This is a genomic window from Fodinibius sediminis, assembly GCF_900182555.1.
Lineage (GTDB): Bacteria > Bacteroidota > Rhodothermia > Balneolales > Balneolaceae > Fodinibius > Fodinibius sediminis.
The window spans coordinates 42,887-66,077 of record NZ_FXTH01000018.1 but is presented as its reverse complement, the minus strand read 5'-3'; the positions used below and the strand labels follow the sequence as shown (position 1 = coordinate 66,077).

At 44.4% G+C, this 23,191-nt stretch carries 31 protein-coding genes; 11 read left to right on the top strand and 20 right to left on the bottom strand.

Translation table 11 applies throughout. The annotated features are described in order from the left end of the window. Positions 1–31: 31 nt before the first annotated feature. Positions 32–1,339, top strand: coding sequence for an MFS transporter (locus FN808_RS16515; protein WP_142715723.1), 1,308 nt, complete (start codon positions 32–34; stop codon positions 1,337–1,339). A gap of 55 nt (positions 1,340–1,394) precedes the next feature. Here FN808_RS16515 and sugE read toward each other — a convergent pair whose 3' ends face one another. The 20 genes from sugE to FN808_RS16415 form a co-directional block, all read right to left on the bottom strand. Then, the gene (gene sugE, locus FN808_RS16510; protein WP_142715722.1) at positions 1,395–1,712 is read right to left on the bottom strand and encodes a quaternary ammonium compound efflux SMR transporter SugE; all 318 of its coding nucleotides are present in this window, start codon (positions 1,710–1,712) and stop codon (positions 1,395–1,397) included. 129 nt (positions 1,713–1,841) lie between these two features. Next, positions 1,842–2,543 carry an RNA polymerase sigma factor gene (locus FN808_RS16505; RefSeq protein WP_185958458.1) on the bottom strand — a complete coding sequence of 234 codons (702 nt, stop codon included), beginning with the start codon at positions 2,541–2,543 and terminating at the stop codon, positions 1,842–1,844. 94 nt (positions 2,544–2,637) lie between these two features. Then, entirely contained in the window at positions 2,638–3,045 is a 408-nt protein-coding gene (locus FN808_RS16500; RefSeq protein WP_142715720.1) for a cbb3-type cytochrome c oxidase subunit I, read from the bottom strand. A 1-nt stretch (position 3,046) separates the two neighbouring features. Then, the gene (locus tag FN808_RS16495; protein ID WP_142715719.1) at positions 3,047–3,493 is read right to left on the bottom strand and encodes a hypothetical protein; all 447 of its coding nucleotides are present in this window, start codon (positions 3,491–3,493) and stop codon (positions 3,047–3,049) included. Next, positions 3,493–3,702: a DUF3565 domain-containing protein gene (locus FN808_RS16490; protein WP_142715718.1), complete on the bottom strand. Its 210-nt coding sequence runs from the start codon at positions 3,700–3,702 to the stop codon at positions 3,493–3,495. Before FN808_RS16490 ends, FN808_RS16495 begins: the two co-directional genes overlap by 1 nt. Positions 3,703–3,731: 29 nt before the next feature. Then, on the bottom strand, positions 3,732–4,733 hold the full coding sequence (gene lplA, locus FN808_RS16485) for a lipoate--protein ligase (RefSeq protein WP_142715717.1): 1,002 nt from the start codon (positions 4,731–4,733) through the stop codon (positions 3,732–3,734). Between the two features lie 28 nt (positions 4,734–4,761). After that, positions 4,762–4,950, bottom strand: a complete 189-nt coding sequence (locus FN808_RS16480; protein WP_142715716.1) for an acetyltransferase — start codon at positions 4,948–4,950, stop codon at positions 4,762–4,764. A 2-nt stretch (positions 4,951–4,952) separates the two neighbouring features. Continuing rightward, a complete protein-coding gene (locus FN808_RS16475; protein ID WP_246068380.1) occupies positions 4,953–5,303 on the bottom strand; it encodes a group III truncated hemoglobin in 351 nt (116 codons plus the stop codon). Positions 5,304–5,349: 46 nt separating this feature from the next. Further along, positions 5,350–6,072 (bottom strand): iron-sulfur cluster repair di-iron protein, encoded by a 723-nt coding sequence (gene ric, locus FN808_RS16470; protein WP_142715714.1) that lies wholly within the window; start codon positions 6,070–6,072, stop codon positions 5,350–5,352. A gap of 87 nt (positions 6,073–6,159) precedes the next feature. Then, the gene (locus tag FN808_RS16465; protein ID WP_142715713.1) at positions 6,160–6,735 is read right to left on the bottom strand and encodes a plastocyanin/azurin family copper-binding protein; all 576 of its coding nucleotides are present in this window, start codon (positions 6,733–6,735) and stop codon (positions 6,160–6,162) included. A gap of 41 nt (positions 6,736–6,776) precedes the next feature. Further along, positions 6,777–7,202 (bottom strand): OsmC family protein, encoded by a 426-nt coding sequence (locus tag FN808_RS16460; protein ID WP_142715712.1) that lies wholly within the window; start codon positions 7,200–7,202, stop codon positions 6,777–6,779. Positions 7,203–7,255: 53 nt separating this feature from the next. Beyond that, positions 7,256–8,083, bottom strand: coding sequence for a c-type cytochrome (locus tag FN808_RS19000; protein WP_185958457.1), 828 nt, complete (start codon positions 8,081–8,083; stop codon positions 7,256–7,258). Between the two features lie 11 nt (positions 8,084–8,094). Further along, positions 8,095–8,319: a hypothetical protein gene (locus tag FN808_RS16450; protein WP_142715711.1), complete on the bottom strand. Its 225-nt coding sequence runs from the start codon at positions 8,317–8,319 to the stop codon at positions 8,095–8,097. A 2-nt stretch (positions 8,320–8,321) separates the two neighbouring features. Next, positions 8,322–9,335, bottom strand: coding sequence for a cbb3-type cytochrome c oxidase subunit II (locus FN808_RS16445; RefSeq protein WP_142715710.1), 1,014 nt, complete (start codon positions 9,333–9,335; stop codon positions 8,322–8,324). Between the two features lie 15 nt (positions 9,336–9,350). Further along, complete coding sequence (locus FN808_RS16440) at positions 9,351–10,781, bottom strand: cbb3-type cytochrome c oxidase subunit I (protein WP_142715709.1); 1,431 nt, start codon at positions 10,779–10,781, stop codon at positions 9,351–9,353. Positions 10,782–10,815: 34 nt separating this feature from the next. Continuing rightward, a complete protein-coding gene (locus tag FN808_RS16435; protein ID WP_142715708.1) occupies positions 10,816–11,118 on the bottom strand; it encodes a hypothetical protein in 303 nt (100 codons plus the stop codon). Positions 11,119–11,127: 9 nt separating this feature from the next. Further along, complete coding sequence (locus FN808_RS16430) at positions 11,128–12,249, bottom strand: DUF8744 domain-containing protein (protein ID WP_142715707.1); 1,122 nt, start codon at positions 12,247–12,249, stop codon at positions 11,128–11,130. A 17-nt stretch (positions 12,250–12,266) separates the two neighbouring features. Next, positions 12,267–12,599, bottom strand: a complete 333-nt coding sequence (locus FN808_RS16425; protein WP_246068379.1) for a metal-sulfur cluster assembly factor — start codon at positions 12,597–12,599, stop codon at positions 12,267–12,269. A 3-nt stretch (positions 12,600–12,602) separates the two neighbouring features. After that, a complete protein-coding gene (locus FN808_RS16420; RefSeq protein ID WP_142715706.1) occupies positions 12,603–12,845 on the bottom strand; it encodes a DUF2249 domain-containing protein in 243 nt (80 codons plus the stop codon). Between the two features lie 89 nt (positions 12,846–12,934). Further along, positions 12,935–13,291 (bottom strand): ferredoxin family protein, encoded by a 357-nt coding sequence (locus FN808_RS16415; protein ID WP_142715705.1) that lies wholly within the window; start codon positions 13,289–13,291, stop codon positions 12,935–12,937. Positions 13,292–13,448: 157 nt separating this feature from the next. Between FN808_RS16415 and FN808_RS16410 the strand changes: the two genes are divergently transcribed. The 10 genes from FN808_RS16410 to FN808_RS16365 all read left to right on the top strand — a co-directional run bounded on the left by FN808_RS16410 (position 13,449) and on the right by FN808_RS16365 (position 23,130). After that, positions 13,449–14,201, top strand: a complete 753-nt coding sequence (locus FN808_RS16410; RefSeq protein ID WP_142715704.1) for a hypothetical protein — start codon at positions 13,449–13,451, stop codon at positions 14,199–14,201. Between the two features lie 29 nt (positions 14,202–14,230). Further along, a complete protein-coding gene (locus FN808_RS16405; RefSeq protein WP_142715703.1) occupies positions 14,231–14,863 on the top strand; it encodes a helix-turn-helix transcriptional regulator in 633 nt (210 codons plus the stop codon). Between the two features lie 53 nt (positions 14,864–14,916). Further along, complete coding sequence (locus FN808_RS16400) at positions 14,917–16,314, top strand: MmgE/PrpD family protein (protein ID WP_142715702.1); 1,398 nt, start codon at positions 14,917–14,919, stop codon at positions 16,312–16,314. Between the two features lie 13 nt (positions 16,315–16,327). Further along, positions 16,328–17,152, top strand: coding sequence for a phosphosulfolactate synthase (locus FN808_RS16395; RefSeq protein WP_142715701.1), 825 nt, complete (start codon positions 16,328–16,330; stop codon positions 17,150–17,152). Between the two features lie 72 nt (positions 17,153–17,224). After that, complete coding sequence (gene metE, locus FN808_RS16390; RefSeq protein WP_142715700.1) at positions 17,225–19,564, top strand: 5-methyltetrahydropteroyltriglutamate--homocysteine S-methyltransferase; 2,340 nt, start codon at positions 17,225–17,227, stop codon at positions 19,562–19,564. A gap of 73 nt (positions 19,565–19,637) precedes the next feature. Then, on the top strand, positions 19,638–19,985 hold the full coding sequence (locus FN808_RS16385) for a carboxymuconolactone decarboxylase family protein (RefSeq protein WP_142715699.1): 348 nt from the start codon (positions 19,638–19,640) through the stop codon (positions 19,983–19,985). An 11-nt stretch (positions 19,986–19,996) separates the two neighbouring features. Then, complete coding sequence (locus FN808_RS16380) at positions 19,997–20,458, top strand: carboxymuconolactone decarboxylase family protein (protein WP_142715698.1); 462 nt, start codon at positions 19,997–19,999, stop codon at positions 20,456–20,458. A 270-nt stretch (positions 20,459–20,728) separates the two neighbouring features. Next, entirely contained in the window at positions 20,729–22,072 is a 1,344-nt protein-coding gene (locus FN808_RS16375) for an NAD(P)/FAD-dependent oxidoreductase (protein WP_142715697.1), read from the top strand. A gap of 76 nt (positions 22,073–22,148) precedes the next feature. Then, entirely contained in the window at positions 22,149–22,409 is a 261-nt protein-coding gene (locus FN808_RS16370) for a hexameric tyrosine-coordinated heme protein (RefSeq protein WP_350354197.1), read from the top strand. A gap of 19 nt (positions 22,410–22,428) precedes the next feature. After that, the gene (locus tag FN808_RS16365) at positions 22,429–23,130 is read left to right on the top strand and encodes a succinate dehydrogenase cytochrome b subunit (RefSeq protein WP_142715696.1); all 702 of its coding nucleotides are present in this window, start codon (positions 22,429–22,431) and stop codon (positions 23,128–23,130) included. Positions 23,131–23,191 lie beyond the last annotated feature (61 nt).

The following is a 23,191-nucleotide window of genomic DNA, read 5'->3' as shown; positions in this document are numbered from 1 at the left end:
TCATTACAATGCCAGCTAATTAAAATTCAACTTGGATCACCACCCGCACAAAGAAAAACACGATTTAACTGGATATCCCAAACTTGGATTATGGACCGCAACACTCGGCCTGTTTGCCGGGCTAACCAGCATTGTTTTTTACGGTGTTGCAGGACCTGAATTTAAAGAATCTCTCGAGCTTTCAGGTGTACTGCTCGGATTACTACTCTCCTCCCCACATGTTAGCAAGGCTTTTCTTAGGGTTCCGTTTGGTGCATGGGTTGATGAAGTAGGAGGCAGAAAACCATTCTTAATTCTGCTTGGACTTTCCATTGTTGGGATGGCAGGACTTGTTTTCATTCTCTTTTTTTACTACCCAAGCGATTTCAACGCCAGTCTTTTTCCTGCCTTACTCTTTTTTGGAATTCTGGGCGGTGCGGGTGGCGCAACTTTCTCTGTTGGTATACCCAAGACCACCTACTGGTTTCCGGCTGATAAACAAGGCTACGCCCTGGGATTCTATGCCGGAATTGGTAACATAGGTCCGGGCGTTTTCAACTTTGTTATTCCCTTGCTGATAGGTCTCTGGGGATTAACGGCAGCCTATTTCGGATGGCTCGCTTTTTTGATTGTTGCCACGGCCATCTATGCACTATATGCCGTTGACGCTTACTACTTCCAACTACTCGACAATGGAATAGAACACAGCAGGGCCAAAAAAATATCTCAAGACCTGGGCCAGGATTACTTTCCCTCCGGCAATACCTGGGCATCGCTGAAAGAGTCTGCTGCCAATGGTAAAACCTGGATTCTCGTATTTCTCTATACTATCTCCTTTGGTGGTGGTTTTACATCCCTGACCGCATGGTTCCCTACCTACTGGTACTCTTTTCACGATGTAAGCTTGGTGGTTGCAGGCTTAATAGCTGCCATTTTTACAATTTATGGTTCCTTGATCCGAGTTCCGGGTGGAAGCTTAAGCGACCGCTTCGGTGGCGAAAACATTGCGGCTATAAGTTTTGGTATTATGGCTGTCGGAGCCTTGATGCTCACCGTCTTTTCTTCATTCCTCTATGCCTTTTTGGGAATGATGATTTTGGGTACCGGCATGGGCGTAGCCAACGCAGCCGTCTTTGAACTTGTCCCTAAATATATCCCCGATGCCGTCGGCGGTGCTTCGGGGTGGATTGGCGGTATCGGCGGCGCGGGAACGCTTATCATTTTGCCGGTACTGGGTAAGTTTGTCGATATTTATGGACAAATTGGATACGCCCGTGGATTTGTGGTATTTATCGTTCTTAGTGCTATATGTGCAGCCATTTCATATGCACTAAAAATATTCGTTGCTAAAGGAGATTAGTAAATGTAACCCTTCCTGCCCAATGATTCTGATTAGTGAAGATGCCTGGGAAAAACTACTCCTGAATTAATTGAAGACCAACAATACCGATAAGGATCAGGCTAATACAAAAGAATTTGGTAGCAGTGGCTGGTTCATCAAATAGATAAATACCAAATATTACGGTACCAATGGCTCCGATTCCTGTCCAAACAGCATATGTTGTTCCTACCGGCAATGTTTTTAAAGCAAAACCAAGCAAGGCGACACTGAGAATCATGGAAATCCCTGTAAAAACAGACGGCCAAAATTTTGTAAAGCCTTCGGTATATTTTAAGCCAACAGCCCAACCTATTTCAAATAATCCGGCAACGAATAAATATATCCAAGACATGATTCTCTATTTTATTGAGGCCGTCCCCATTGAAAAAAAGAGAGGTAAGGTCGTCCCTACTTCAAATTAATTGTCAATAATAACAGGATAGTTAATAATAGACAGTTGATTTGGTTTTTTCTCCAACTGCTACTGATTTATCTTTCTCATCACATTGAATACTAACCGATCGCATTGCGTCCCGAGAAAGTTAAATATTTCTGTATCAGATACGGTTCGCTCAATTTCTTCCTGAAGCATTTTCTTTGCTCGATGAAGTCTTACCTTGACGTTTGATTCTGTTAGATCAAGACAATCGGCTGTTTCCTTGGTATCCATATGCTCAACCTCACGCATTAGATATACCGAGCGATACTTCGGCGGCAAGGTAGCTACAACCTGTTCCAGCAGTTGCCGAAAATCATGTTGAATAGTCTTATCCTCAGGCGTATTATCTCTATTTATCGTATGCTCATTCATAGGAGTATCTCCTTCAACCAGTTGAAGTTCAGCATCTCGTTTTTTTCCATTCAGATATTTTAGTGCTTCATTTATGGCAATACGCGTGATCCAAGTCGAAAATTTGGCATCACCGCGAAACGAATCTAGGTTTTCAAACGCTTTCATATATGTTATCTGGAGCGTATCCTTGATCGCCTCCTCATCCGATATATACGATCGCTGAATACGAAATAATCGCTGGTTATATCTGCGCATTAATACCTCAAAAAGCTGGGTAGAACCCTTCAGAATTTTGTGAATTATCTCACTATCTGATACATCACTATATTTCTCGACTGAAACAAAGTTATATTTCTTTATTTCAGATGTATTATCTACAGATCTTAGCATACGTTTCCTCATTCATTTCATTTATAGAATAATCCCACCTTATTAGATACCGCAAAGGTAAATTAGGTTACAAACTATTTTAGCCTCTCAATACTTAATTATTATATGTAACAATCCGTTGCCAATGCAGACTAATAAACAGTACCACGGCAGCTACTTCACAAAGCCTTCCCATTATCGCTAAAGGTAAGGTCGAAACTATAAGCCGATCAGCAATTACTACAACAATCCCAATATTCAATAGCAGGAACATCAATCGGGCCAATCGGGCGTTACCGCGGGATGAATCCTTTAAATAGCGTGGTAAAATCCAGTATGCTGTTCCCATGGTAAACTGTACTATCCATCCAACAACCAACAGCTCTATATGAACAGGCAAAAGCGACCAAATGGCCGGGTGCAAAGGATATGCTTTATGCACTAACATAACAGCTCCGACGATCATCCCAACAAGAAGACAGGTGTAGGCAGAACGAATTAACCAGCGGCTTGGAGCAGGCATACTACTGTTTTCTTCGCTTTTTCTTGCGTTTTTGGCGACGTTGTTCTTTCGACATAATACGTGGCCACATTTCAGTGAGATAGGTAAATCCGCCGGATACTTGTAATACTGCAGAGCCTAGCACCAAAAGATTCCAAATAGTTAATTCGGAGTACGACAGCATCGGTTCGGCGACAAGGCGAAGCACCAGTCCAGTATTCAAAAATATATAGGTGAGCCAGCCCCAGAGTTGGGCCTTGAATCCTTCTTCTTTGGTTCGGCCCGGAAACATCCACATGGAAACCCCGAAGATAATTTGGGTAATCCAGCCAACCATTAGCGTATGCCAGAACAGAGGCATTAAAACTGGCAGACTCAGTGATTCAATTTCTACTGCTATCCCCAACAAGAGAGATATCAGAAAAAAGACCATTCCTGTTTTGATAAATGTCCGCGCAATTCTTGGCATTATACCATGTTGTCTTTGGGTTCTCCGCGATCACACTTTTTACAATCCAGCTGATGACCAATGCGACTTTCCCGTCGCTTTTTTGTTGTTACCCAAGGGCGAAGCTGCCAGGGCGGGTCATGTCGTACATGCTGATTATGGCCGCATTCCAGCTCGGCCACCCAGTCGCCTTCTTCATCTTTGTGAAAGCCCGTAATAGGTTGCTTCATTAGCATTTACAATAGTAAACATGACAAGATTATTTATCTGAGCCGTAGATCAGCTCCAGGAAATCATCTTCATGGATCTTCCCAAAATACTGTTCCAGATCAATATCGCTGATTACCTGCTCCAACACATACGGTTCGTATCGAATACCCTGCAGGCGCTCTTCAACAACTTCCACAGGTTCTACTCCAAAGAAATCCCCGTAAATTTTCATGTTATCGATATAGCCGTCCTCCACATCTAACCGCAGATCTATTTCACCTGCGGAAAATCGTCGAGAACGCTGGATATTAAATTTTGGTGAGTTTCCATAGTTCCAATCCCAGTTGCCGTATTTCTCATCCTTCAGCTCATGGACTTTTTCCCACTCTTCATCCGTCAGGCGATACCGATCGAAGGTTTCTCGCTCCTCAAAAAGGCCATGCAGCAGTCGTGATCTAAATTCATACACATCAATATTATCATCAATAAATTCTGAAATATTCGCTACCCGGCTGCGCACGGATTTGTGTCCTTTTGATTCAATCTTGCTCATCTTCACATTCAGAGCATGGGTCACCTCATCCAGATCGGTGTCAAAAAGCAGGGTGCCGTGACTGAACATCCGCTTTCCGGTAGAAAACTGGGCGTTCCCCGATATCTTGCGATCGCCAACAAGCAGATCATTTCGCCCACTCATTTCAGCATCAACCCCCATTTTTTGCAAGACATGGATAACCGGCCTCGTAAATTTCTTAAAGTTATTGAGGTTCTCTTTCTTGTAGTTTGTTATAAAACTGAAGTTCAGGTTACCCTGATCGTGATACACTGCCCCGCCGCCAGAAGCCCGACGAACAACATTGATATCGTTTTCCCTCACATACTCGTCGTTGATTTCTTCAAGTGTATTTTGATTTCTACCAATGATAATAGAGGGTTCGTTGATATAGAACAGCAGATAATCTTCATTTTTTCCAAAATTTCGTAGGGCATACTCTTCAAGTGCTAAATTAATTCGGGGATCGGTAATACCCTCATTCTCAATAAAAATCATACCAGCTTCTGTACGGATTCATTTAATATTATTTTGATGTTGTGTCGTCGAGCAAATCATCCAGGTCCAACCTTTGAATCGCACTTATGGCTGCTTCTGCAGCCCCTTCTGTGCAAAGACCGCTCATTGAAGCCTCTTGAAAGCCTTCCCGCGCTGCCTGAATGCATGCGTTTTGTACCTTTTGGGCCACTTCTTTTTTTATTTTTGCCTCATCCATAATTACTCTTTTTTTAGTAATCCATCTTTTTCCATTCGAAGTTCAAACGAGGAAGCAATATTTCGAGCCAACTGTTTTGCAAAATTTGCCTTGTCGCCCCTGTAAAGTTCATCCACCGTTTCCTCAAACAACCGGTACCATCGATCAAAATCACCCTCTTTAATGGGAAGCGGCATGTGTTGCCGAAAAGGACGCCCCTTGTACCGACCCGTTTGAAAAAGCAGATTCGACCAGAAGTCAACCATTTTGGGCAGATGCTCATCCCAAGCTACTTCGGCTACATCATTGAAAATATAACCAAGCCGATCGTCGTTCTGGACCTTTTCATAGAAATTGTGAACTAAGACTTTCACGTCCTGATCGTTCCGTATATCCCCCATAAAAACCGTTACTGTCGTATTACCGATTCAAGGATTGCTCTAATTCAATTGCTTTGGGAAACAGGATGTTATTTTCCAAGTGCACATGCTTGTGCAGATCTTTTTCAAAAGCTTCCAGATTTTCAAACAATAGTCGATACGTAGTGCAGGCATCGTCCGGGGGCGTAAAATCATCACTTAGCTCTCGAATCTTTTCCATAGCTGCCCCAGATTGATCATGCTCATGCTCCATCATAGAAATGGGATTGGCTGCCTTGCCAAAGTCGGGCGTTTTCGGCTGTTTACCTTTTTTCTCCGCTTCAACAAGCCGTTTCACGTAGGGAAACAAAAGCTCTTCTTCTTTTTGAAGATGGTTGATTATATCCCCGTGCAACTTTGTGAATTCGTAGTATATTTTCTGCAATTCAGGATATCGGTCGCCATGCACGCTGGCAACCTTCTTTGCATACTGACCTATTTCAGGTAACTTTTCCCGCGAAAACTTGTGGTGGTTGTTAATAATATAATCAATAAGAAAATCCAGAGACCATTCGGTATAGTTTTCCTGTCTTGCACCATCTGTTTCTAATTCCTTCAAGGCTTGCCACACTTCATTGGGATTGATATTGACTTCTTGACATGCTTCATCTACGGTACGATCTCCACCACAGCAAAAATCCATATCAAATGCATTAAATACCTCCGCTGCCTGATAATTATCCGCTACTATCTGACCAATGGTACGAGCTTTTTCTTTTTGCATAGCTTCACTAATTCAAATTTTGATTATTAATAGAAGCCACGGCCAGGCAACCGCATAATGATTGCCTGTGACCGTGGTTTTTCGTTGCTATTCAACATTTAGTGTCCCTTCCATGCCCGCTGCATAGTGTCCGGGGAACGAACAGAGAAAAGGGTAATCACCCGTTTTCTCGGGGACTGTGAAGGTGACCTCAACGGTTTCCCCACCGGCTGCCAAATTAGTATGAGCTATAATCTGATCAGTCATATCGGATGGAATATAATTGTTGTCTTTGGCTTTAATTGCTGCACTGTTGAACGCATCCACATCTGCCGAGAGCATTAGCAGAATAAAATTGTGGGCCATGGCTGAAGCCGGCAGCTGACTTTGGGTCGTCAGCTGAATACGAATTTTATCGCCGGGATCAGCTGATATCGTTTCCAGCTTAAGCATACCGTCGTTGCCAACTTTGGCACCCGTTGTGATACCCTGCTGGTTTTCGTCTTCGACAACATACTTCATCTGGTCAACACCGATAATATTGATCGTACGTACATCGGATGATTGACTTTTCGTTGCTTGCGTATCAGCACTACTTTGGGCTTGGTTCTGGTTATCAGAACCGCCTCCACAAGCAGTAAAAAACAAGAATACAAGAGGAAATATATAAGTTAAATAACGCATATTGTGATGAGATTTATTCGATTAATAATTCAGTGACAGTATTATAATAGGGTAGCATCGAGCGTGATGTCGGTCCCCGCTAATGCTTTAGAAACCGGGCATCCCTCTTTCGCGCCCTCAGCAAATTGCTGAAACGTATCGTTATCGATGTCAGGCACGTTTGCTTCGGTAATCAGCTTTATCCCAGTAATCGCCGGACCACCGTCAACGACTTCAAAGGTTACCTCTGCACTAGTATCGATAGATTCAGGTTCGTACCCCGCCTCGGATAATTCCAGTGATAATGCCATGGAGAAGCAACCAGCATGTGCTGCTCCGATGAGCTCTTCGGGATTGGTGCCTTCCCCATCCTCGAACCTTGAAGCAAAGGTATAAGGACCTTCATAAGAGCCGCTATCCATTTTCATTGTTCCATTTCCATTTTTTAAATCTCCATTCCAGATTGCACTTGCTTTCGTTGTTGGCATAATTTTGTGATTTATGAATTATAGAATTATGATTTTTGAATTTTGATATTCTTCTAATTTCTCTGTGCTCGCACTTTTTGCACCTGCTCAGCCGTAACAGTCGGGGCATCATTACCCCAGCTTGTACGTTCGTGATTGATAATAGCCGCCACTTCCTCATCAGAGAGTTGCTCGGAAAAAGGCGGCATCGCGGCAGAATACTCTACGCCGTCTATAGATTTTCCCTGCATCCCAAACAAAATAATTTCAATATGCCGGGTCGGATCCTCCGCTGTTACCACAGGGTCATCCGATAGTGGCGGAAATGCCCCAGGAACACCTTCCCCATTCCCCTGATGACAACTTGCACAGCTCGTGCGGTACAAGGTTGCTCCAATATTTGCTTTGGAGGGTGGTGGTGCCTGTCCGGTAGATTGTGCATTATCACCCTTACCGGTAAAGAAGCTGTATGTAGGTGAACTTGCATATTCGTCCGGCACATTCCACTGCTGGGCAATATAAAATGCGCTCCAGGCTACCACGACCAGAAGTAACACCCATGCCCAGGTTGGGACCGGCGCTGGGGTTTCGGCCCGGGATGGCTCCCAAAAGGGTTCTTTGGCCCCACCATACGCATTCAGCAGTATGGGGACTTTCCCTTCGAGCATGTCATTGTCTTGCAGACCTTCCACATCAATCCCGGGCCCATTTCTTACCTCAAAGGGGATCGTGCGAACTCCTTTGTGACCGCTGGCATCGGTAGCCACTACTTTCAGCTTATGTGGGCCATCCTCCAGTTGGGTCGTATCCAGCTCAAACCGCACCGGAGGTCGATAAGAAACGATGGGTTCATCCCCATCATCGAGGTACACATGAATCAAGTTACTATTGTCTTCAGACATTATGCTCGTTGTTAAGATTCGTCTTTTAAAATCGTTCGTTTAATATGATCTTCGGATTGTTCGCCCGGCCAGATGAACCACTTAATCGTAAAAAATACCACCCCCAAAACAATGATCGATGACCCTATAAGCACCAGGTAATAAAGGGGACCATCAGGCGGGGCATATTCTCGTCCTTCGCTGGAAGTGGAGAATTCCGAGATCTGTTGAATGAATGTCAAAAACAGTGATAACATGATTATTCCTCGGCTTGGATTTTATTTAACTCATCATTATTGCGCACTTTTGCCACGTCTTCGGCTGTCACTGTGGGCGCGTCATTGCCCCAGCTGGTCCGTTCGTGATTGATAACCGCAGCCACTTCTTCGTCGGACATCATTTCGCCGAACGGCTGCATGATACCCTGGTACTCGGTTCCTTCGATAGGTACTCCCTGTAATCCGTAAAGCACAATTCGAATATGATCCGTAGGATCCTCGGCTGTCACTACCGGATCCCCTGCCATGGGTGGGAACACTCCTTCTACGCCCTGCCCATCACTTTGATGACAAGAGGCACAGTTGTTCGCATAAATTGTGGCACCATCTATTTTCTTTTTGGCAGCCTGAGCTGCAATGGAATCAGCCTTTGCTTTCTGGGCAGCCGATGCTTCAGCATCCATGGATACCTGCTTTAACGATTGCAGGTAGGCCACCAGCGCTTCGGCCTTCTCAGTAGCAATAATTTTACCGTTGGATGGGCCATATTCCCCGGGCATAGAAACGACGGTAGCATCTTTGGAAGGATTTTCAACAATCTTAAATAGCCACGGGTAGGAAGGCATGATAGATTCTTTCACCACCGAACGGGGATTATACAGGTGCATGTAATGCCACACCGCACTGGGCTGTCGCTTGCCAATACTTGTTAAATCCGGTCCGGTTCGAGCACTGCCCAGAACGGCCGGTGTCTGTCGCCAAACGCTGGGACGGTTGATACGTGCATAATCACCAGGCGCCGATGGCCGACCCCAGTTTTCATCCATAGCAATCGGACGAACCTGCTGGGTATGACAGTACACACAACCTTCATTGATGAATACTTTCATCCCTTTGCGTTCTAGCTCAGTTATCGGTTCACTGGCAGGCAGTGGTTCATTTTCCTGTTGCACCCAAAGGGCTGGAAATACCGCTATTATTAAGCTGAGGAACACAAATCCCCAGAAGACCACGCCGAATAGTAATTTGTGATTTTTGTGAAAATTAAGCTTCATGACAGGTTAAATAATTTATGAATTGGTAGATTCAGCTGTCTCAATACGATTTCCGGGCCGCATCTTCCAGACGTTATAGGCGAATATCAGATGTGAGATAAACATCATCGTGCCGCCTACGGCTCTCCACACCCAGTAAGGTTGCATCAAGGTGACGGACTCGATAAAAGACTCACCAGCTATCCAGCTTAGTCCCTGCAGCGTACCGCCAACCATCAATGGAATACTGTACACCAACACGCCAATCAGCGCCAACCAGAAGTGAGCTCCGACGGCAAATTGTGGCGGCTCGTTGCCGGTCATTCGCGGAATAAGTCCGTAAACGCCGCCCCAAATCAGGAAGGCAACAAAACCATACAAGCTCATATGCGAGTGGGCAATAGTAAAGTTGGTAAAGTGCCACACCTTATTAAGAGATCGGAAAGCTTCCAACGTGCCCTGATATGAAACAATGGCATAGAAAATGACGCCAACCAGAATAAACGGCAGTGAGTAACTACGGGCAATGGATCGCCACTTGCCACGCATCGTCAGCAGGAAGTTTCCGGTACCGGCTGTTACTGGTACGATCATACCCACACTGAAGACGATAGCAACGGTTTGAATCCACCATGGGATAGGACTAAATACAAAGTGGTGCGATCCGATCATAGTGTAAAACACCATTTGCGTCCAGAAGGCCAGCACCCCCAGTGAGTACGAATAAATAGGTCTGTTTAACAATTTGGGCAAGAAGTAGTAGGTAAGACCTAATACCATAGGCGTAAACCACTGTCCCACGCCTTGGTGCATGTAATAGCCCTGAATCACCGTTTGGCTTATTCCATCCTGCTGGTAGCCCGGCAGATAAGCCACCAATACAAGAATAATAGTCCAAAGGCAGGCCGCAAGGATATACCAATTGGAGATATAAATTTCTTTCACATTCCGATCTGCAATGGTTTTATACAGATTGTAGGCAACCAGTATGAGTCCCAACGCAAAAAGGGCGAAGATCGGCCAGATAAACTCGCGATATTCCTGCGCGCCATTGTTTATACCAGCCATTAGAGCAATGACACCTAATACAACAGAAAGATTCATCAGACCTAAACTGCTCCATCCTAACCGATAGCTAAACAGTTCGCGTTGACTTGTGCGCGGTACCACGTATAAAGCAAGCGCTAGCATCCCTTGGGACAAAAATCCCCAGAATACGACGTTGGTATGAACGGGACGCAGGCGCCCAAAAGACAGCCAGGAGATGGTATCGAGTTCCGGCCACACAAATTTAAGCCCAAGATATTCACCGACGAGAGTTCCAAACACCAGCCAAAAAGCCGAACAGGCAATAAAGGAAAATATCAGCCTGACAGACTCTGGGGATGTATCTATGCGCTCCTCGGCTTTTGCTTTTTCGACCGTTAGCGGCCGCTCCACAGAAAGTACAGCAGAAGGTTTATTCATTGTTGATTTCTATTTTTTGACGTATTTCTTAAAATTAATTCTCCAATTCAACCTGCAACCTTTTTAATACTTTGGCAATTGTTGGTTCCGGCACTTCAGACTGATCACGTTCTTTTAAGTTTGAAAACCCCGGTGCAATTTCAATTTTTGTCTTTTCTTCACTGAGTTGCATTAGGTGAACATACAGCATCACCTCTGAAGCCGATTTTATACTCATTAGCCCCATATCGCTTTTACATCCAACAAGTTTCAAATCTAATCCAGGTATAGTTTTTTTAAGCTTATCCATTACCGTACTCTTTCGAGCATTCACTATTTCTTGGATTGGATGTGCCATCAATTTTTATCAGTGTGATTTTTCAACCTGTTTCATTTTGAACTTCTTCTTCTCAAATGCCTTGGATAACAACTGATACAATACCCCTGCCAGAAAAAGAATAATGGCTAATACATTACCGTGACTACCTATTATTCTGACAAGCGGGGATAACACCAGGTCACCAAAAATTCTGACTGCTAAAAAGCTGTGCAGCAAAATCAAGGGTAGGTAGAAATACCCGTGCCAGGGCACCATTTTTCCTGACAATGAAGGAATAATGACCGAAGCGTGAGCAAATATCATGCTGAAAACAAATCCTACAAAAATTATGTGGAGCAGTCCGTCATACATTGGACCCGCGGTTGGGAAGCCGTACCAGAGCCCGAATAGTCCTGCCAATATCAGCCAACCATAGCCCGTGAGCAGGCAGATGGCACTGTAGCGGGTCCACTCGACCGATTTGATCGTGCGCCGGGCTACATCGTATTGTATCAACCAGCCAGCTACTCCGATTAACAGCAGCGAAGCTATACTCCATCCAATGGCACGATCAACGTGTGTAACAATTAATGCTATAATCCACCCTAAAATGAGTCCGGCAAATATTTGTTGCGCCTGCTTGGGCGGACGCATGATACGATTGAGCTCTAGCCGTTCGCCAAAAATGGTAAGCATGGGAAAGGCCGCCCACCAGCCAACCAGCATATAAATCGGATACCCAGATACATAAAACAGATTACCAACCAGTAAAGCGCCAGCTCCCAACGCCATGATCAGGTGGTAAATTTTAGGCTGCAAGTAGTATAGAAAACCCATGACAACGGCAAGGCCAACCGAACCTAATATGAGGCTCCACTCCCCCAGTACTTGCAAGCCGGTTAACAGAAAAACCGTTGAAACGGCCATAAAAACGGGACCGATGAATGCCCATTTCTTGTCAAGTGCGGCCGCTCGTTCCAGTCCAATGAGCGTACCTAAAAAACCGTTAATCATAAGTGGCCCATGGGCTAAAGGAGATACGGCATGATCAACTTCCGACAGGAATCCCAATCGGACTAAACCAGCATATAATCCCGTCAATAAACCGATGGCAGCCAGAAACAACAATCCTACCAAAATATATGTCGGTACGTTTACCTTACTATTCATCGTCGCCTACACATTTTTTATTGCACACGTTGCTGAGGTGGTGGATGTGCAAAAAAATCCACGTCCTCTTTGATCATATCTACGGTCCATTCGGGCTCCCAAACCATGCGGGCTTCATACTCATTGATTTCATCAATGGATGCCAGCTTTTCTTCGACTTGTTGTTGCAAAAAACGACGCATAGGACAGCCCGGAGTCGTAGCCGTAAATTCTACAATCACTCTGCCATCGTCATACAGAATGTTGTAGACCAAACCAAGGTCTACGATGTTTACTCCGAGTTCGGGGTCAATCACTTCTCGAAGCTTCCGGGCTATCTTGCGCCGATCTATGGAAGTATAATCCATCATTTGTTACTCAGCATTTTTACCGATATGTACCTTCCAGACTTCGGGACCTTCTTCCAGATAATCCCAACTGAAGCTATCCTGTCCATGCATTGCAGACATTTGGTAACGCAGAGGTTTCGGATCATGGTCATTAATGATGATAAAAGCCTCTCCCTCATCAAGCCCGTCATAGGTATCAAAAATTGTTGCGTGCTTTTTATGAGGAGGAATTTTACGAACATCGATTTCTTCTACGGTATCAGGCATTTCTTCGACTTTTTTGTTATTAGCTATTGGTTGATAGTTATCAGGTTTTGCTACTTGTGAATAACCATTGAATAACCATTAACAAATAACTATTTTACTGCTTTTGCTTCTTCCCAACTTTCAATCAAGTGCTCACGCTTGTTTTCGCGACCGCTCCATTTATCTACCTCCGGAAGGGCATCCTTTGCTTCATTTATTACGTGATCCATCCATTCTTCGGACAACCGCTCGTTTAGTTCGATATAATCTACCCACTCCATAGGCACTTCATCGTCAGGATAAATAGCTTCCTCGGGACATTCGGCTACACACGCATCACAATCAATGCATTCAAAGGGATCAATCACTAAAAAGTTGGGCCCTTCCCGAAAGGCATCTACGGGACAAACAGCAGCACAGTTTGTGTGCTTGCACTGGATACATGGGTCAGTTACTACGTAAGCCATTGCTCCTATCGTCGGTCGTTATTCTTTGTTTCAGTCCAAAGGTAGGAGTAGGAAAAATTAATTTCAACTATAAAATCGGTTTTTACCAATTTAATTGATTAAATAGTTACAGATGACTATTTTCCTATTGGTCGATCTGATAAAAAAACATATAACCATGAGCAATAATCACTCACTAAAAGGTATGACACCCGATGCCACAATAGGGCAAATCGTAAGTGCTGAAAAAAACGCTGGAGAATTGCTTTCCTCTATTGGGTTATCACCTAAAAATCACCAATCCGAAACTCTGCGATCGGTATGCCAACAAAAGAAATGGAGTGAAGTAGAAGTCTTAAAATGGCTAAAGAAGAACCAGCAGCATAATGGTGCACAAAAAAATGCAAAGGATAAGGAAGAACCACCAGACTTTGGAAAAAACTTACAGAAGTGGTGCAAGTATCTGGAACAACATTTTCTGACAAGAAATACTGAGCTACTTGATGACATTAACCGCGATTTTCCCCGAGTCCACAAAATACATGGCAATCAATACGAGTGGCTAAAAAATATGCAGTGGTACCTTGATAAACTGGAAGAGAAGCTAAACTACTACTTTTACTTCCAGCGCCAAAAACTATTTCCTCTTCTTGAAAGCCTAAAAGACCCAAAAAAGAAAGTATTACATGGTACCATCAAAAAGGTGAATAGTGGAATTGAAATTATCGAGGACGACCAAAATACAATTTTAGAGTTAATTGATGCTATTGAAGAAAAAGGACAGGGATTAAAAAATCCAGAAGATGCATGTTCAACACTTCGTATTCTTAATTACAATGTTAAAACACTATTTTCTTCGCTGAGAAAACAGATAGAAATAGAACGGGAACACCTCATTCCATTGGTAAAACAAAAATTAGAATCGGGATAATCTGACCATTCATATTAAATCCTACTGTTATGTTTACAGGATCAAAAGAAAAACTACTAGAACTTATTAAGAGAAAAGGTACCATCTCGATTGATGAAGCGGTTGAAAATACTGATTTAGCAAAAACCACATTACGAGAACACTTTCTGCAGCTGGAACGAGACGGATATATAGAACGCGATTATGTACGATCCGGCCCAGGCCGGCCAAGCCTTGAATACCAACTAACACAAAAGGGAAATAACCTATTCCCCTCCTATGAATCAGCTCTCATCAAAGAATTACTTAGTTTTTTAAAATCAAAAGATGATGATGAAACGATAAAAGAATTCTTCAAAACTTTTTGGGAGAATCGAATTGAAAAAGCCCAACATCGTATGGATCAATCCTCAGAAACGGACTTCGATACAAGGATTGAGGCTTTAGAACATATGTTGGAAGAAGAAGGGTTCATGCCTGAAATTAATATGGATGAAGAAAGTGAAACACTCACCATTAAAGAGTGCAATTGTCCATTCAGTGAAGTAGTCAAAGAAACCAGGCTTCCCTGCAAACTTGAAGCCATGTTTTACAAGAAGCTATTTAATGATAAGGCTGAGCGAACCACTCATATTGCTGAAGGAGATTTCTCTTGCACTTATAGTATTCCAACCAATGACTGAATTTTATTACATCATATCCTTAATATTTCCATAACCCTGTAAAGGTGATACCCATGATTGTACATGACCTAGCAAAATTTGTAACCAGTGCAACGTATAATGATTTATCTGATGAGGCGGTTAAGCAGCTTAAAATAAGGCTGCTGGACTCTTTAGGAACAGCTATTGGGGCCATCGAGGGACTGCCAGTTCAGTCCATTCGAAAAATGATTGACGATTACCTGGGTGGATCGCAATTATGTACGTTGATAGGAGGAGAGAAAACGACCCCGGAGCGCGCCGCTCTTTACAATAGCGCCCTGGTACGATATCTCGATTTTAATGACAGCTATTTGGCAAAGGGAGAAACCTGTCACCCCAGCGATAATATTGGCTCAATCCTGGCGGCCGGAGAAACAACTGATCTTAGCGGAAAAGATTTTCTAACGACTTTGGCTGTTGCCTACCAGATTCAATGTCGATTGAGCGATGAGGCCCCGGTCCGAGACAAGGGATTTGACCATACTACCCAAGGTTCCTATGCCGTAGCAGCAGGCGTATCGAAAGCATTTGGACTCGATGAAGAGAAAACAGCCAACGCAATCGCCATTGCCGGTACCTCACTGAACGCCCTGCGTGTAACCCGAACTGGAGCCCTTTCTAACTGGAAAGGACTGGCTTATCCCCATACAGCCTTTGGCGGAACCCACGCGGCACTTCTGGCAAAGCACGGAATCACTGGCCCACCTGCTGTTTTTGAAGGTAATAAAGGATTTATGGATTCTATAGCCGGAGAGTTTTCTATTGACTGGTCCGCCGAAAACCTTGAGCGCGTGACTAATACCATTATCAAAAAGTACAACGCCGAGATTCATTCGCAATCCTCTATTGAAGGAATGATTGAACTGAAGGATAACCACGGTTTTTCGGCTGATCAGGTAGAAAAGATAGAAATCGAAATTTTCGACGTAGCCTACCATATTATTGGCGGCGGTGAAGAGGGTGACAAAACCATTGTGCGAACGAAAGAAGAGGCTGACCATAGTCTTCAATATATGGTTGCTGCTGCCCTATTGGATGGAGAAGTGATGCCCAAGCAGTATCGAAAAAAACGCATTGAGGCCGATGATATCCAGTCACTGCTCCAAAAGGTACACGTATCTCCCAAGGAGGAATACAGTGACCGCTTCCCTGATGAAATGCCGACAAAGCTAACGGTGCATCTTAAGAATGGAGTAACACACGAGATTGAAAAACATGATTATGAAGGTTTCCATACCCGACCTATGAGCTGGGACACTGTTATTCAAAAGTTTGAAGGATTGGCTGAACCTTATACCTCGCAAGAGCTTCGAGAACAAATAATTGATCACGTAACCAATTTTGAGAATTACAAAGTAACAGATTTGATGGGCTTGCTAAAAGATGTCGAGCTTGTCTCTCTAACCACAATCCCCACGATGAATAATTAAAGGAAGTTATATTATGAGTGAAGAAAAAACATTCGATTTCCTCAACAAGAACGAGCGAGAATCAAAACCCCGAACTACAGGCGTAACAGAAATTCGCGGCCCCTACTATGCTGTAATGGGTAAACGATACCTGCAGGATATTATGGAAACGATGGGCGAACATGTGGATTCGCTGAAGTTTTCCGGCGGATCCTTCTCGATCATGCCCAAAGAGGCTGTGACTGAGCTGATTGATATCGCCCACGACCATAATTCGCTGGTATCTACCGGTGGTTTTATGGAATACGTGCTAACGCAAGGTAAAGACGCCGTAGATCAATATATCGACACCTGCAAAGATTACGGCTTTGATATCATCGAACTGTCGGCCGGATTTATTACCCTGCCTACCGACGACTGGCTACGGCTGATTGAAAAAGTCCAGAAAGCTGGACTCAAAGCGAAACCCGAAATCGGCATTCAGTTTGGTGCTGGTGGTGATACGGCAAAAGGAGAACTTGAGTCGGAAGGTACGCTTGATACCAGTTATGCGGTGAAGCAAGCCAAGCGCTTTATCGAGGCCGGAGCCTACATGATCATGATTGAGTCGGAAGGTATCACCGAAAATGCCGATCCCTGGCGAACGGACGTGCCCGCAGAATTTATCAACGAAATCGGTCTTGAAAAACTGATGTTCGAAGCGGCCGATCCGGAGGTGTTTGCTTGGTACATTAAGAATTACGGTCCCGAAGTCAACATGTTTGTTGATCATAGCCAGATCGTACAGCTAGAAACACTCAGACGTGGTATCTGGGGAACCAAAAGCCTTTGGGGACGCGTGTTAACCTATAAAAATTAGGACCCATCTGGTGCAGTACTTTTGAAAGAGGTACTGCATCTTTCTTACTAACCAAGAAATAAATAACCGTTTATGCTAACTCATAATATTGGATATCCGCGAATCGGAGCTGAACGAGAACTAAAAAAAATTATTGAATCATATTGGGCGGGGGATATTGATAAAGCAAACCTGTTGGAAACCACGAAGGAACTTCGGGTGAAACACTGGGCGACACAGAAGGAAGCCGACATAGACCTGGTGCCGTCGAACGATTTTTCGCTCTATGATCAGGTGCTCGATACCACCCTGCTGGTCGGCGCTATCCCAGAGAGATATAGGCATCTGCTCCACGAAGAGAATGAAAAAAATCAAAGCTATCCGATCGATACGTATTTTGCAATGGCACGCGGGCTGCAGGATGATGATCACGATATCGCCGCAATGGAGATGACCAAATGGTTTAATACAAATTATCACTACATTGTGCCCGAATTTTCGGTCGATCAACAATTTCAGTTTCGTTCAACAAAGATTTTTGATGAATTTAAGGAGGCAAAATCCGCAGGTATCAAAACAAAGCCAACGCTGATTGGCCCGGTTAGCTTCTTGCTTCTGGGAAAAGAAAAGGACGGTTCCGAGGATTTCCATCGCCTGGATTTGCTGGATGAACTACTGCCGGTATATCAGGAAATTCTGAACCGGCTCGAGCAGCAGGGCGCGGAATGGATACAAATTGAAGAGCCATTTCTTGCACTTGAACTGGAAGAGCATGCCCAGGTCGCTTTTCAAACGGCCTATCAGCAGCTGGCAGAAGACCGCAGCGAGCTGAAGTTGATGCTGACGACCTATTTTGAAGGGTTGGGTGAAAATACCGAGTTGGCCTGTGGGCTGCCGGTCGATGGGCTGCATATTGATTTAGTCGAAGCGCCCGATCAGCTGGATAGCGTCCTGAATAAACTTGATGATTCCAGTAAGCTATCCCTCGGGCTCATTGATGGTCGTAACATCTGGAAGGTTGATTTTGAGAAAACAGCAGATATTGTCCGAAAAGCTGCGGAAGCAATTGGACACGATCGGCTGATGATCGCCCCTTCAAGTTCGTTGCTGCACTGCCCCGTAGATCTGAATCAGGAGACTGACGTGAAAGCGCTTCCGACAGATATAAAACGCTGGATGGCTTTTTCAAATCAAAAACTGGAGGAGCTGTCTCTGTTGAAAAAATTAGTCGGGGATGACCTTTCAAAAACAGAACGCATAAAAGTAAAGGCGCAACAAGCCGCCCTGGCTGATAAGCGGGAATCGGCGCTGGTGCATAATTCCGATGTACAAGAGCGCTTGGAGAACCTGGACGATGATATTCTACATCGCAATAATCCCTATTCTATACGTAAAAAAGCCCAGCAGGAATATGTGGATCTTCCTGACCTATTCCCATCGACGACCATTGGATCTTTTCCTCAGACGAAAGAGGTTCGCCAGTGGAGGGCTGATTATCGCAAAGGTAAGCTCTCAAAAGAGGAATACGAGCAAAATATTAAAGAAGCCATTGAGGAACTTATCCGGAAACAGGAAGAAATTGGCCTCGATTTGCTGGTACACGGAGAGTTCGAGCGCAATGATATGGTGGAATACTTTGGCGAACAGTTTGCGGGTTTTGCCTTTACTCGACATGGCTGGGTTCAGAGCTACGGGACCCGGGGCGTAAAACCGCCCATTATTTACGGTGATGTCCATCGCCCTGATCCCATTACTGTTCGATGGTCGTCATATGCACAGTCGCAAACGAATAAGCCGGTGAAGGGAATGCTTACCGGTCCGGTAACTATTCTGCAGTGGTCGTTTCCACGGGATGATCAGCCCCGTTCCGAAACAGTCAAACAGATTGCACTGGCGATCCGAGATGAAGTCGCCGATCTGGAAGAAGCCGGCATTCAGGCTATCCAGATTGATGAGCCGGCTTTCCGGGAAGGACTTCCGCTGCGGCGTGGTAACCGGGAGCACTACCTCGACTGGGCGGTAGATGCGTTCCGGATGGCTTCAACCGTGGTGGAGGATAAAACGCAGATCCATACTCACATGTGCTACTCGGAGTTTAATGATATTATTGAACATATCGCCCGTCTGGATGCAGACGTCATTTCTATGGAAACATCCCGTTCTCAGATGGAGCTTCTGGACGCCTTTGTAGAGTTCAACTATCCCAATGAAATTGGTCCCGGTGTTTATGATATCCATTCGCCGCGCGTACCTTCTACAGCCGAAATGACAGAGCTGCTTGAGAAGGCCGTTGACGTTCTTCCGCCCGACCAACTGTGGGTTAATCCTGACTGTGGACTTAAAACTCGCGGCTGGGAAGAGACGCTACCGTCTCTTAAAAACATGGTAGCTGCAGCTCGACATATGCGTGATAACATTTTAGAAACAATTTAACCTCAGATGAAGCCCAGCTTTAAAATGGGTTCCATCTTACACTTACCAAATCATAAATAAAAAAAATAGGATTATGAGTTCTAATAACGAAAGCATTTTTCCACCCGCAACACCAACGATGTCAAAAAAGCGAGCCGACCTGGCCCCCGATCAGGTGGAGGCCTTCCGAAATTTCAGCAGCGAGGTTTTCAAGGAAGGCGCTCTCGATGAAAAAACAAAACAGCTGATCGCCGTGGCTTCGGCTCACATCACTCAGTGTCCTTACTGCATTAAGGGACATACCAAGCAGGCTAAGCAAAAGGGCGCGACTAATGAGGAGATTATGGAAGCTATTTGGGTTGCTGCAGAAATGAGAGCCGGTGGTTCATATGCGCATGCAGCTCTGGCTATAGATGAAATCGAAAAAATAGACGGTTTATAATATACACGATTATGGAACAACGAATTAACTATCAGGAAATAGCACCAAAATCATTAAAAGGTATGTATGAGATTGAAAAGTATGTCGCAAATTCGCAATTGGAAGAATCACTAGTTCAATTAGTAAAATTGCGAGCTTCTCAGATTAACGGTTGCGCATATTGTATTGACATGCATACCAAAGACGCGCGACAGGCAGGGGAAAGCGAACAGCGATTGTATACCCTCAGCGTATGGCAAGAATCACCATTTTATACCGATAAAGAACGCGCTGCCTTACGATGGACCGAAGCACTTACCAAGATTTCAGAGAATGACGTTTCAGATGAACTGTATGAGTCGGTTCGTAAACACTTTGCCGAGACCGAGCTAACGGCCCTAACTATGGCCATCATTGCCATTAACGGCTGGAACCGGCTGGCCATTAGTTTCCGCAATATTCCAGGCAGTTACAAGCCAGAGCTATCCAAATAAAATGACAACACTTTATTTCAATGATCATAAAACACATCATCTGTTATGTGCCACAAACTAAAGAACCTTTCTGCTAATCAGTTAGAACACCTGATAAAAAGATCAATTGATGAATATAATGGTGAAAACTACCTGTACACGGTTAAAGATCTCAACTCACCAAATGTGAACTCAACCGAAGAGAAACTAACTTTTAAAGTGGAAATAGAATGTGCCGAAAGGACGACCCATTGATAAACTATATTCAAATACCATCAATAATGTACAATCATGGTTAAACAAAATCATCGACATATCGTTATTGTAGGCGGCGGCTTTGGCGGTATCACAGCGGCCAAACAGCTTAAAAAAGCCAATGTGGATGTTACGCTTATAGACAAGTCGAATCACCATCTGTTCCAACCACTGTTGTACCAAGTGGCCACTGCGGCTCTTTCGCCGGGTGATATTGCAGCCCCTATCCGAGCCATTATCGGTGAGCAACCGGGCATGCACATATTGCTGGGAGAGGTGACAGATGTTCATCCCGAGAAAAAGAGTCTTGAGCTGGCCGACGGGCGCACTGTCTCGTATGATCAGCTTATCATGGCTCCAGGCGCCCAGTACAATTACTTTGGCAATAATAAATGGAAGGAGCACGCCACAGGACTAAAATCCATTGCTGATGCCCTGGATACTCGCGAACGCATCCTTCTTTCACTTGAGGAGGCTGAGCAGATTGATGATCCCAAATTGCGTGAACCTTATCTGACCTACGTGATCATCGGCGGTGGGCCTACCGGCGTGGAAATGGCCGGGGCAATTGCCGAGATCGCCAAACGCAATATGATGCGTGACTACAAGAATATCAGCAAAAACGAAACGCGCATCTTCTTGGTCGAGGCGGGTCCCAGGATCCTGAACGGTTATCCAGAGGAGCTCTCCAAGCGTGCTCGTCAAATGCTGGAAGATATGGGGGTTCGCGTGCTACTCAACACACCAGTTACTAATATAGAAGAGAATGCTGTTCAGTTTAGCGAAGGAACCATTAATACACCTAACATCATTTGGGCTGCAGGCGTTGTAGCATCACCATTGTTAGATACGTTAAATGTGGAGCAAGATCGTACCGACCGGGTAAAAGTAAATGACAATCTAAGCGTGCCCGAATATCCAAATATATTTGTCATCGGCGATGCGGCCCATGTTAAAGGTGAAGACGGAAGTCCACTGCCCGCCCTGGCACCGGTAGCTATGCAGCAAGGTAAATTTCTCGGCCAACTTCTTAAAAAGGAACCTTCCAAAATAAATGATTCTCCTGCATTCCATTATAAGGATAAAGGAACTATGGCAACCATCGGACGAGCTAAAGCTGTAGCTGATATTAAAGGATTTAAATTTAGTGGTTTTTTTGCCTGGTTTATGTGGTCGTTTGTTCACATTCTGCAATTAATGTGCTTCCATAATAAAACGCGCGTTTTCCTTGAGTGGATATGGTACTATTTCACATTTAAACGCGGGGTTCGCCTGATTACTGATCGCCTTGAATGTAAACATTGTAGCGAAAATGAAATTTTATCAAAACTAAAAACCGACCATCCAGAGTATGACCTCTCAAAAAACAACCATAACTAAAAATATCTGGATCATGATAAAATATATATCTGCACTCGTACTAGGAATAATGCTGCTTGTAGCTGGCACGACGTTCATATCTGCCCAGGATAGTGATACAACCGGCACATCAAAGCAGGATGAGTTATCGCTTATTACCGAAACGCCCGAGGAAGGATTCGAAGTAGCGGTTCAGCTGGCCAGAAAAGGAGTAACAACAACGCAGCCCAATAAAAAGGTACTTTTTATGCTGCGAGATGTATACTCTAAAGACCCGGACGCGCTTATTGCCAGCTCCCACGTTGTTGCCGTACACTACCAAACAGTAGCGGCAGCCAACAATTACTGGCACGAATAAAAAAGAGAAAGGTGCTGCTATGACAAGCTCTCTTTTTGATGCTTTGAAGTCTCAGGTCGGTCGTAAGATCTTGACCGGCGCAACGGGCCTGGGACTCATTGTTTTTATTGTAGTCCATTTAGCAGGTAATCTGACGCTCTTTGGCGGTGCAGAAGCATTTAATCGATATACTTTTAATCTGGAAAGCCTTGGCTGGATTTTATATATCCTGGAGGGATTTTTGGCCTTGGCGTTTATCTTACATGCGGCAATCGGTATATCAATATGGCGCAAACGTCGCAAGAGAAAGCCGGTTGGATACAAAAATTTTCAGAGCAAGGGAGGACCCAGCCATATCAATTGGTCGTCACGTTCGGCTATTTTTACTGGTATCGTACTGCTTATATTTCTGGTTATCCATCTTGAGAATTTCAAGTTTGGGGACACCCAAACTATCATTGTGGATGGGCAGCAGATGCGAGACTTAAAAACGCTGGTAATCGATACTTTCCAAAATCCGTGGTATGCTTTTGGCTATACCTTTGTGATGATAGCTCTTGGCTTTCACTTGGCTGATGGATTCTGGAGTGCCGTTACTTCGCTGGGGATGAAACGCCGTCGATTCTCAGATATTTTCTATGTAGTCAGCATCATATTTGCCATCCTGATGGCCATCGGCTTCTTGTTTATTCCACTATATATCTACTTGACCGGCGGCCACGGCACACTGATTTCTTACTGAGTTATCGATCAATTTTTCTATAAAACAGACATACAAACGAATTAGATAAGAAGACTTGATA

Excerpts from the sequence above, each read along its gene's own strand:
- sugE (WP_142715722.1), bottom strand. The coding sequence starts at position 1,712 with ATGTCTTGGATATATTTATTCGTTGCCGGATTATTTGAAATAGGTTGG.
- FN808_RS16505 (WP_185958458.1), bottom strand. The coding sequence starts at position 2,543 with ATGCTAAGATCTGTAGATAATACATCTGAAATAAAGAAATATAACTTT.
- FN808_RS16500 (WP_142715720.1), bottom strand. The coding sequence starts at position 3,045 with ATGCCTGCTCCAAGCCGCTGGTTAATTCGTTCTGCCTACACCTGTCTT.
- FN808_RS16495 (WP_142715719.1), bottom strand. The coding sequence starts at position 3,493 with ATGCCAAGAATTGCGCGGACATTTATCAAAACAGGAATGGTCTTTTTT.
- FN808_RS16490 (WP_142715718.1), bottom strand. The coding sequence starts at position 3,702 with ATGAAGCAACCTATTACGGGCTTTCACAAAGATGAAGAAGGCGACTGG.
- lplA (WP_142715717.1), bottom strand. The coding sequence starts at position 4,733 with ATGATTTTTATTGAGAATGAGGGTATTACCGATCCCCGAATTAATTTA.
- FN808_RS16480 (WP_142715716.1), bottom strand. The coding sequence starts at position 4,950 with ATGGATGAGGCAAAAATAAAAAAAGAAGTGGCCCAAAAGGTACAAAAC.
- ric (WP_142715714.1), bottom strand. The coding sequence starts at position 6,072 with ATGCAAAAAGAAAAAGCTCGTACCATTGGTCAGATAGTAGCGGATAAT.
- FN808_RS16465 (WP_142715713.1), bottom strand. The coding sequence starts at position 6,735 with ATGCGTTATTTAACTTATATATTTCCTCTTGTATTCTTGTTTTTTACT.
- FN808_RS16460 (WP_142715712.1), bottom strand. The coding sequence starts at position 7,202 with ATGCCAACAACGAAAGCAAGTGCAATCTGGAATGGAGATTTAAAAAAT.
- FN808_RS19000 (WP_185958457.1), bottom strand. The coding sequence starts at position 8,083 with ATGTCTGAAGACAATAGTAACTTGATTCATGTGTACCTCGATGATGGG.
- FN808_RS16450 (WP_142715711.1), bottom strand. The coding sequence starts at position 8,319 with ATGTTATCACTGTTTTTGACATTCATTCAACAGATCTCGGAATTCTCC.
- FN808_RS16445 (WP_142715710.1), bottom strand. The coding sequence starts at position 9,335 with ATGAAGCTTAATTTTCACAAAAATCACAAATTACTATTCGGCGTGGTC.
- FN808_RS16440 (WP_142715709.1), bottom strand. The coding sequence starts at position 10,781 with ATGAATAAACCTTCTGCTGTACTTTCTGTGGAGCGGCCGCTAACGGTC.
- FN808_RS16435 (WP_142715708.1), bottom strand. The coding sequence starts at position 11,118 with ATGGCACATCCAATCCAAGAAATAGTGAATGCTCGAAAGAGTACGGTA.
- FN808_RS16430 (WP_142715707.1), bottom strand. The coding sequence starts at position 12,249 with ATGAATAGTAAGGTAAACGTACCGACATATATTTTGGTAGGATTGTTG.
- FN808_RS16425 (WP_246068379.1), bottom strand. The coding sequence starts at position 12,599 with ATGATGGATTATACTTCCATAGATCGGCGCAAGATAGCCCGGAAGCTT.
- FN808_RS16420 (WP_142715706.1), bottom strand. The coding sequence starts at position 12,845 with ATGCCTGATACCGTAGAAGAAATCGATGTTCGTAAAATTCCTCCTCAT.
- FN808_RS16415 (WP_142715705.1), bottom strand. The coding sequence starts at position 13,291 with ATGGCTTACGTAGTAACTGACCCATGTATCCAGTGCAAGCACACAAAC.
- FN808_RS16410 (WP_142715704.1), top strand. The coding sequence starts at position 13,449 with ATGAGCAATAATCACTCACTAAAAGGTATGACACCCGATGCCACAATA.
- FN808_RS16405 (WP_142715703.1), top strand. The coding sequence starts at position 14,231 with ATGTTTACAGGATCAAAAGAAAAACTACTAGAACTTATTAAGAGAAAA.
- FN808_RS16400 (WP_142715702.1), top strand. The coding sequence starts at position 14,917 with ATGATTGTACATGACCTAGCAAAATTTGTAACCAGTGCAACGTATAAT.
- FN808_RS16395 (WP_142715701.1), top strand. The coding sequence starts at position 16,328 with ATGAGTGAAGAAAAAACATTCGATTTCCTCAACAAGAACGAGCGAGAA.
- metE (WP_142715700.1), top strand. The coding sequence starts at position 17,225 with ATGCTAACTCATAATATTGGATATCCGCGAATCGGAGCTGAACGAGAA.
- FN808_RS16385 (WP_142715699.1), top strand. The coding sequence starts at position 19,638 with ATGAGTTCTAATAACGAAAGCATTTTTCCACCCGCAACACCAACGATG.
- FN808_RS16380 (WP_142715698.1), top strand. The coding sequence starts at position 19,997 with ATGGAACAACGAATTAACTATCAGGAAATAGCACCAAAATCATTAAAA.
- FN808_RS16375 (WP_142715697.1), top strand. The coding sequence starts at position 20,729 with ATGGTTAAACAAAATCATCGACATATCGTTATTGTAGGCGGCGGCTTT.
- FN808_RS16365 (WP_142715696.1), top strand. The coding sequence starts at position 22,429 with ATGACAAGCTCTCTTTTTGATGCTTTGAAGTCTCAGGTCGGTCGTAAG.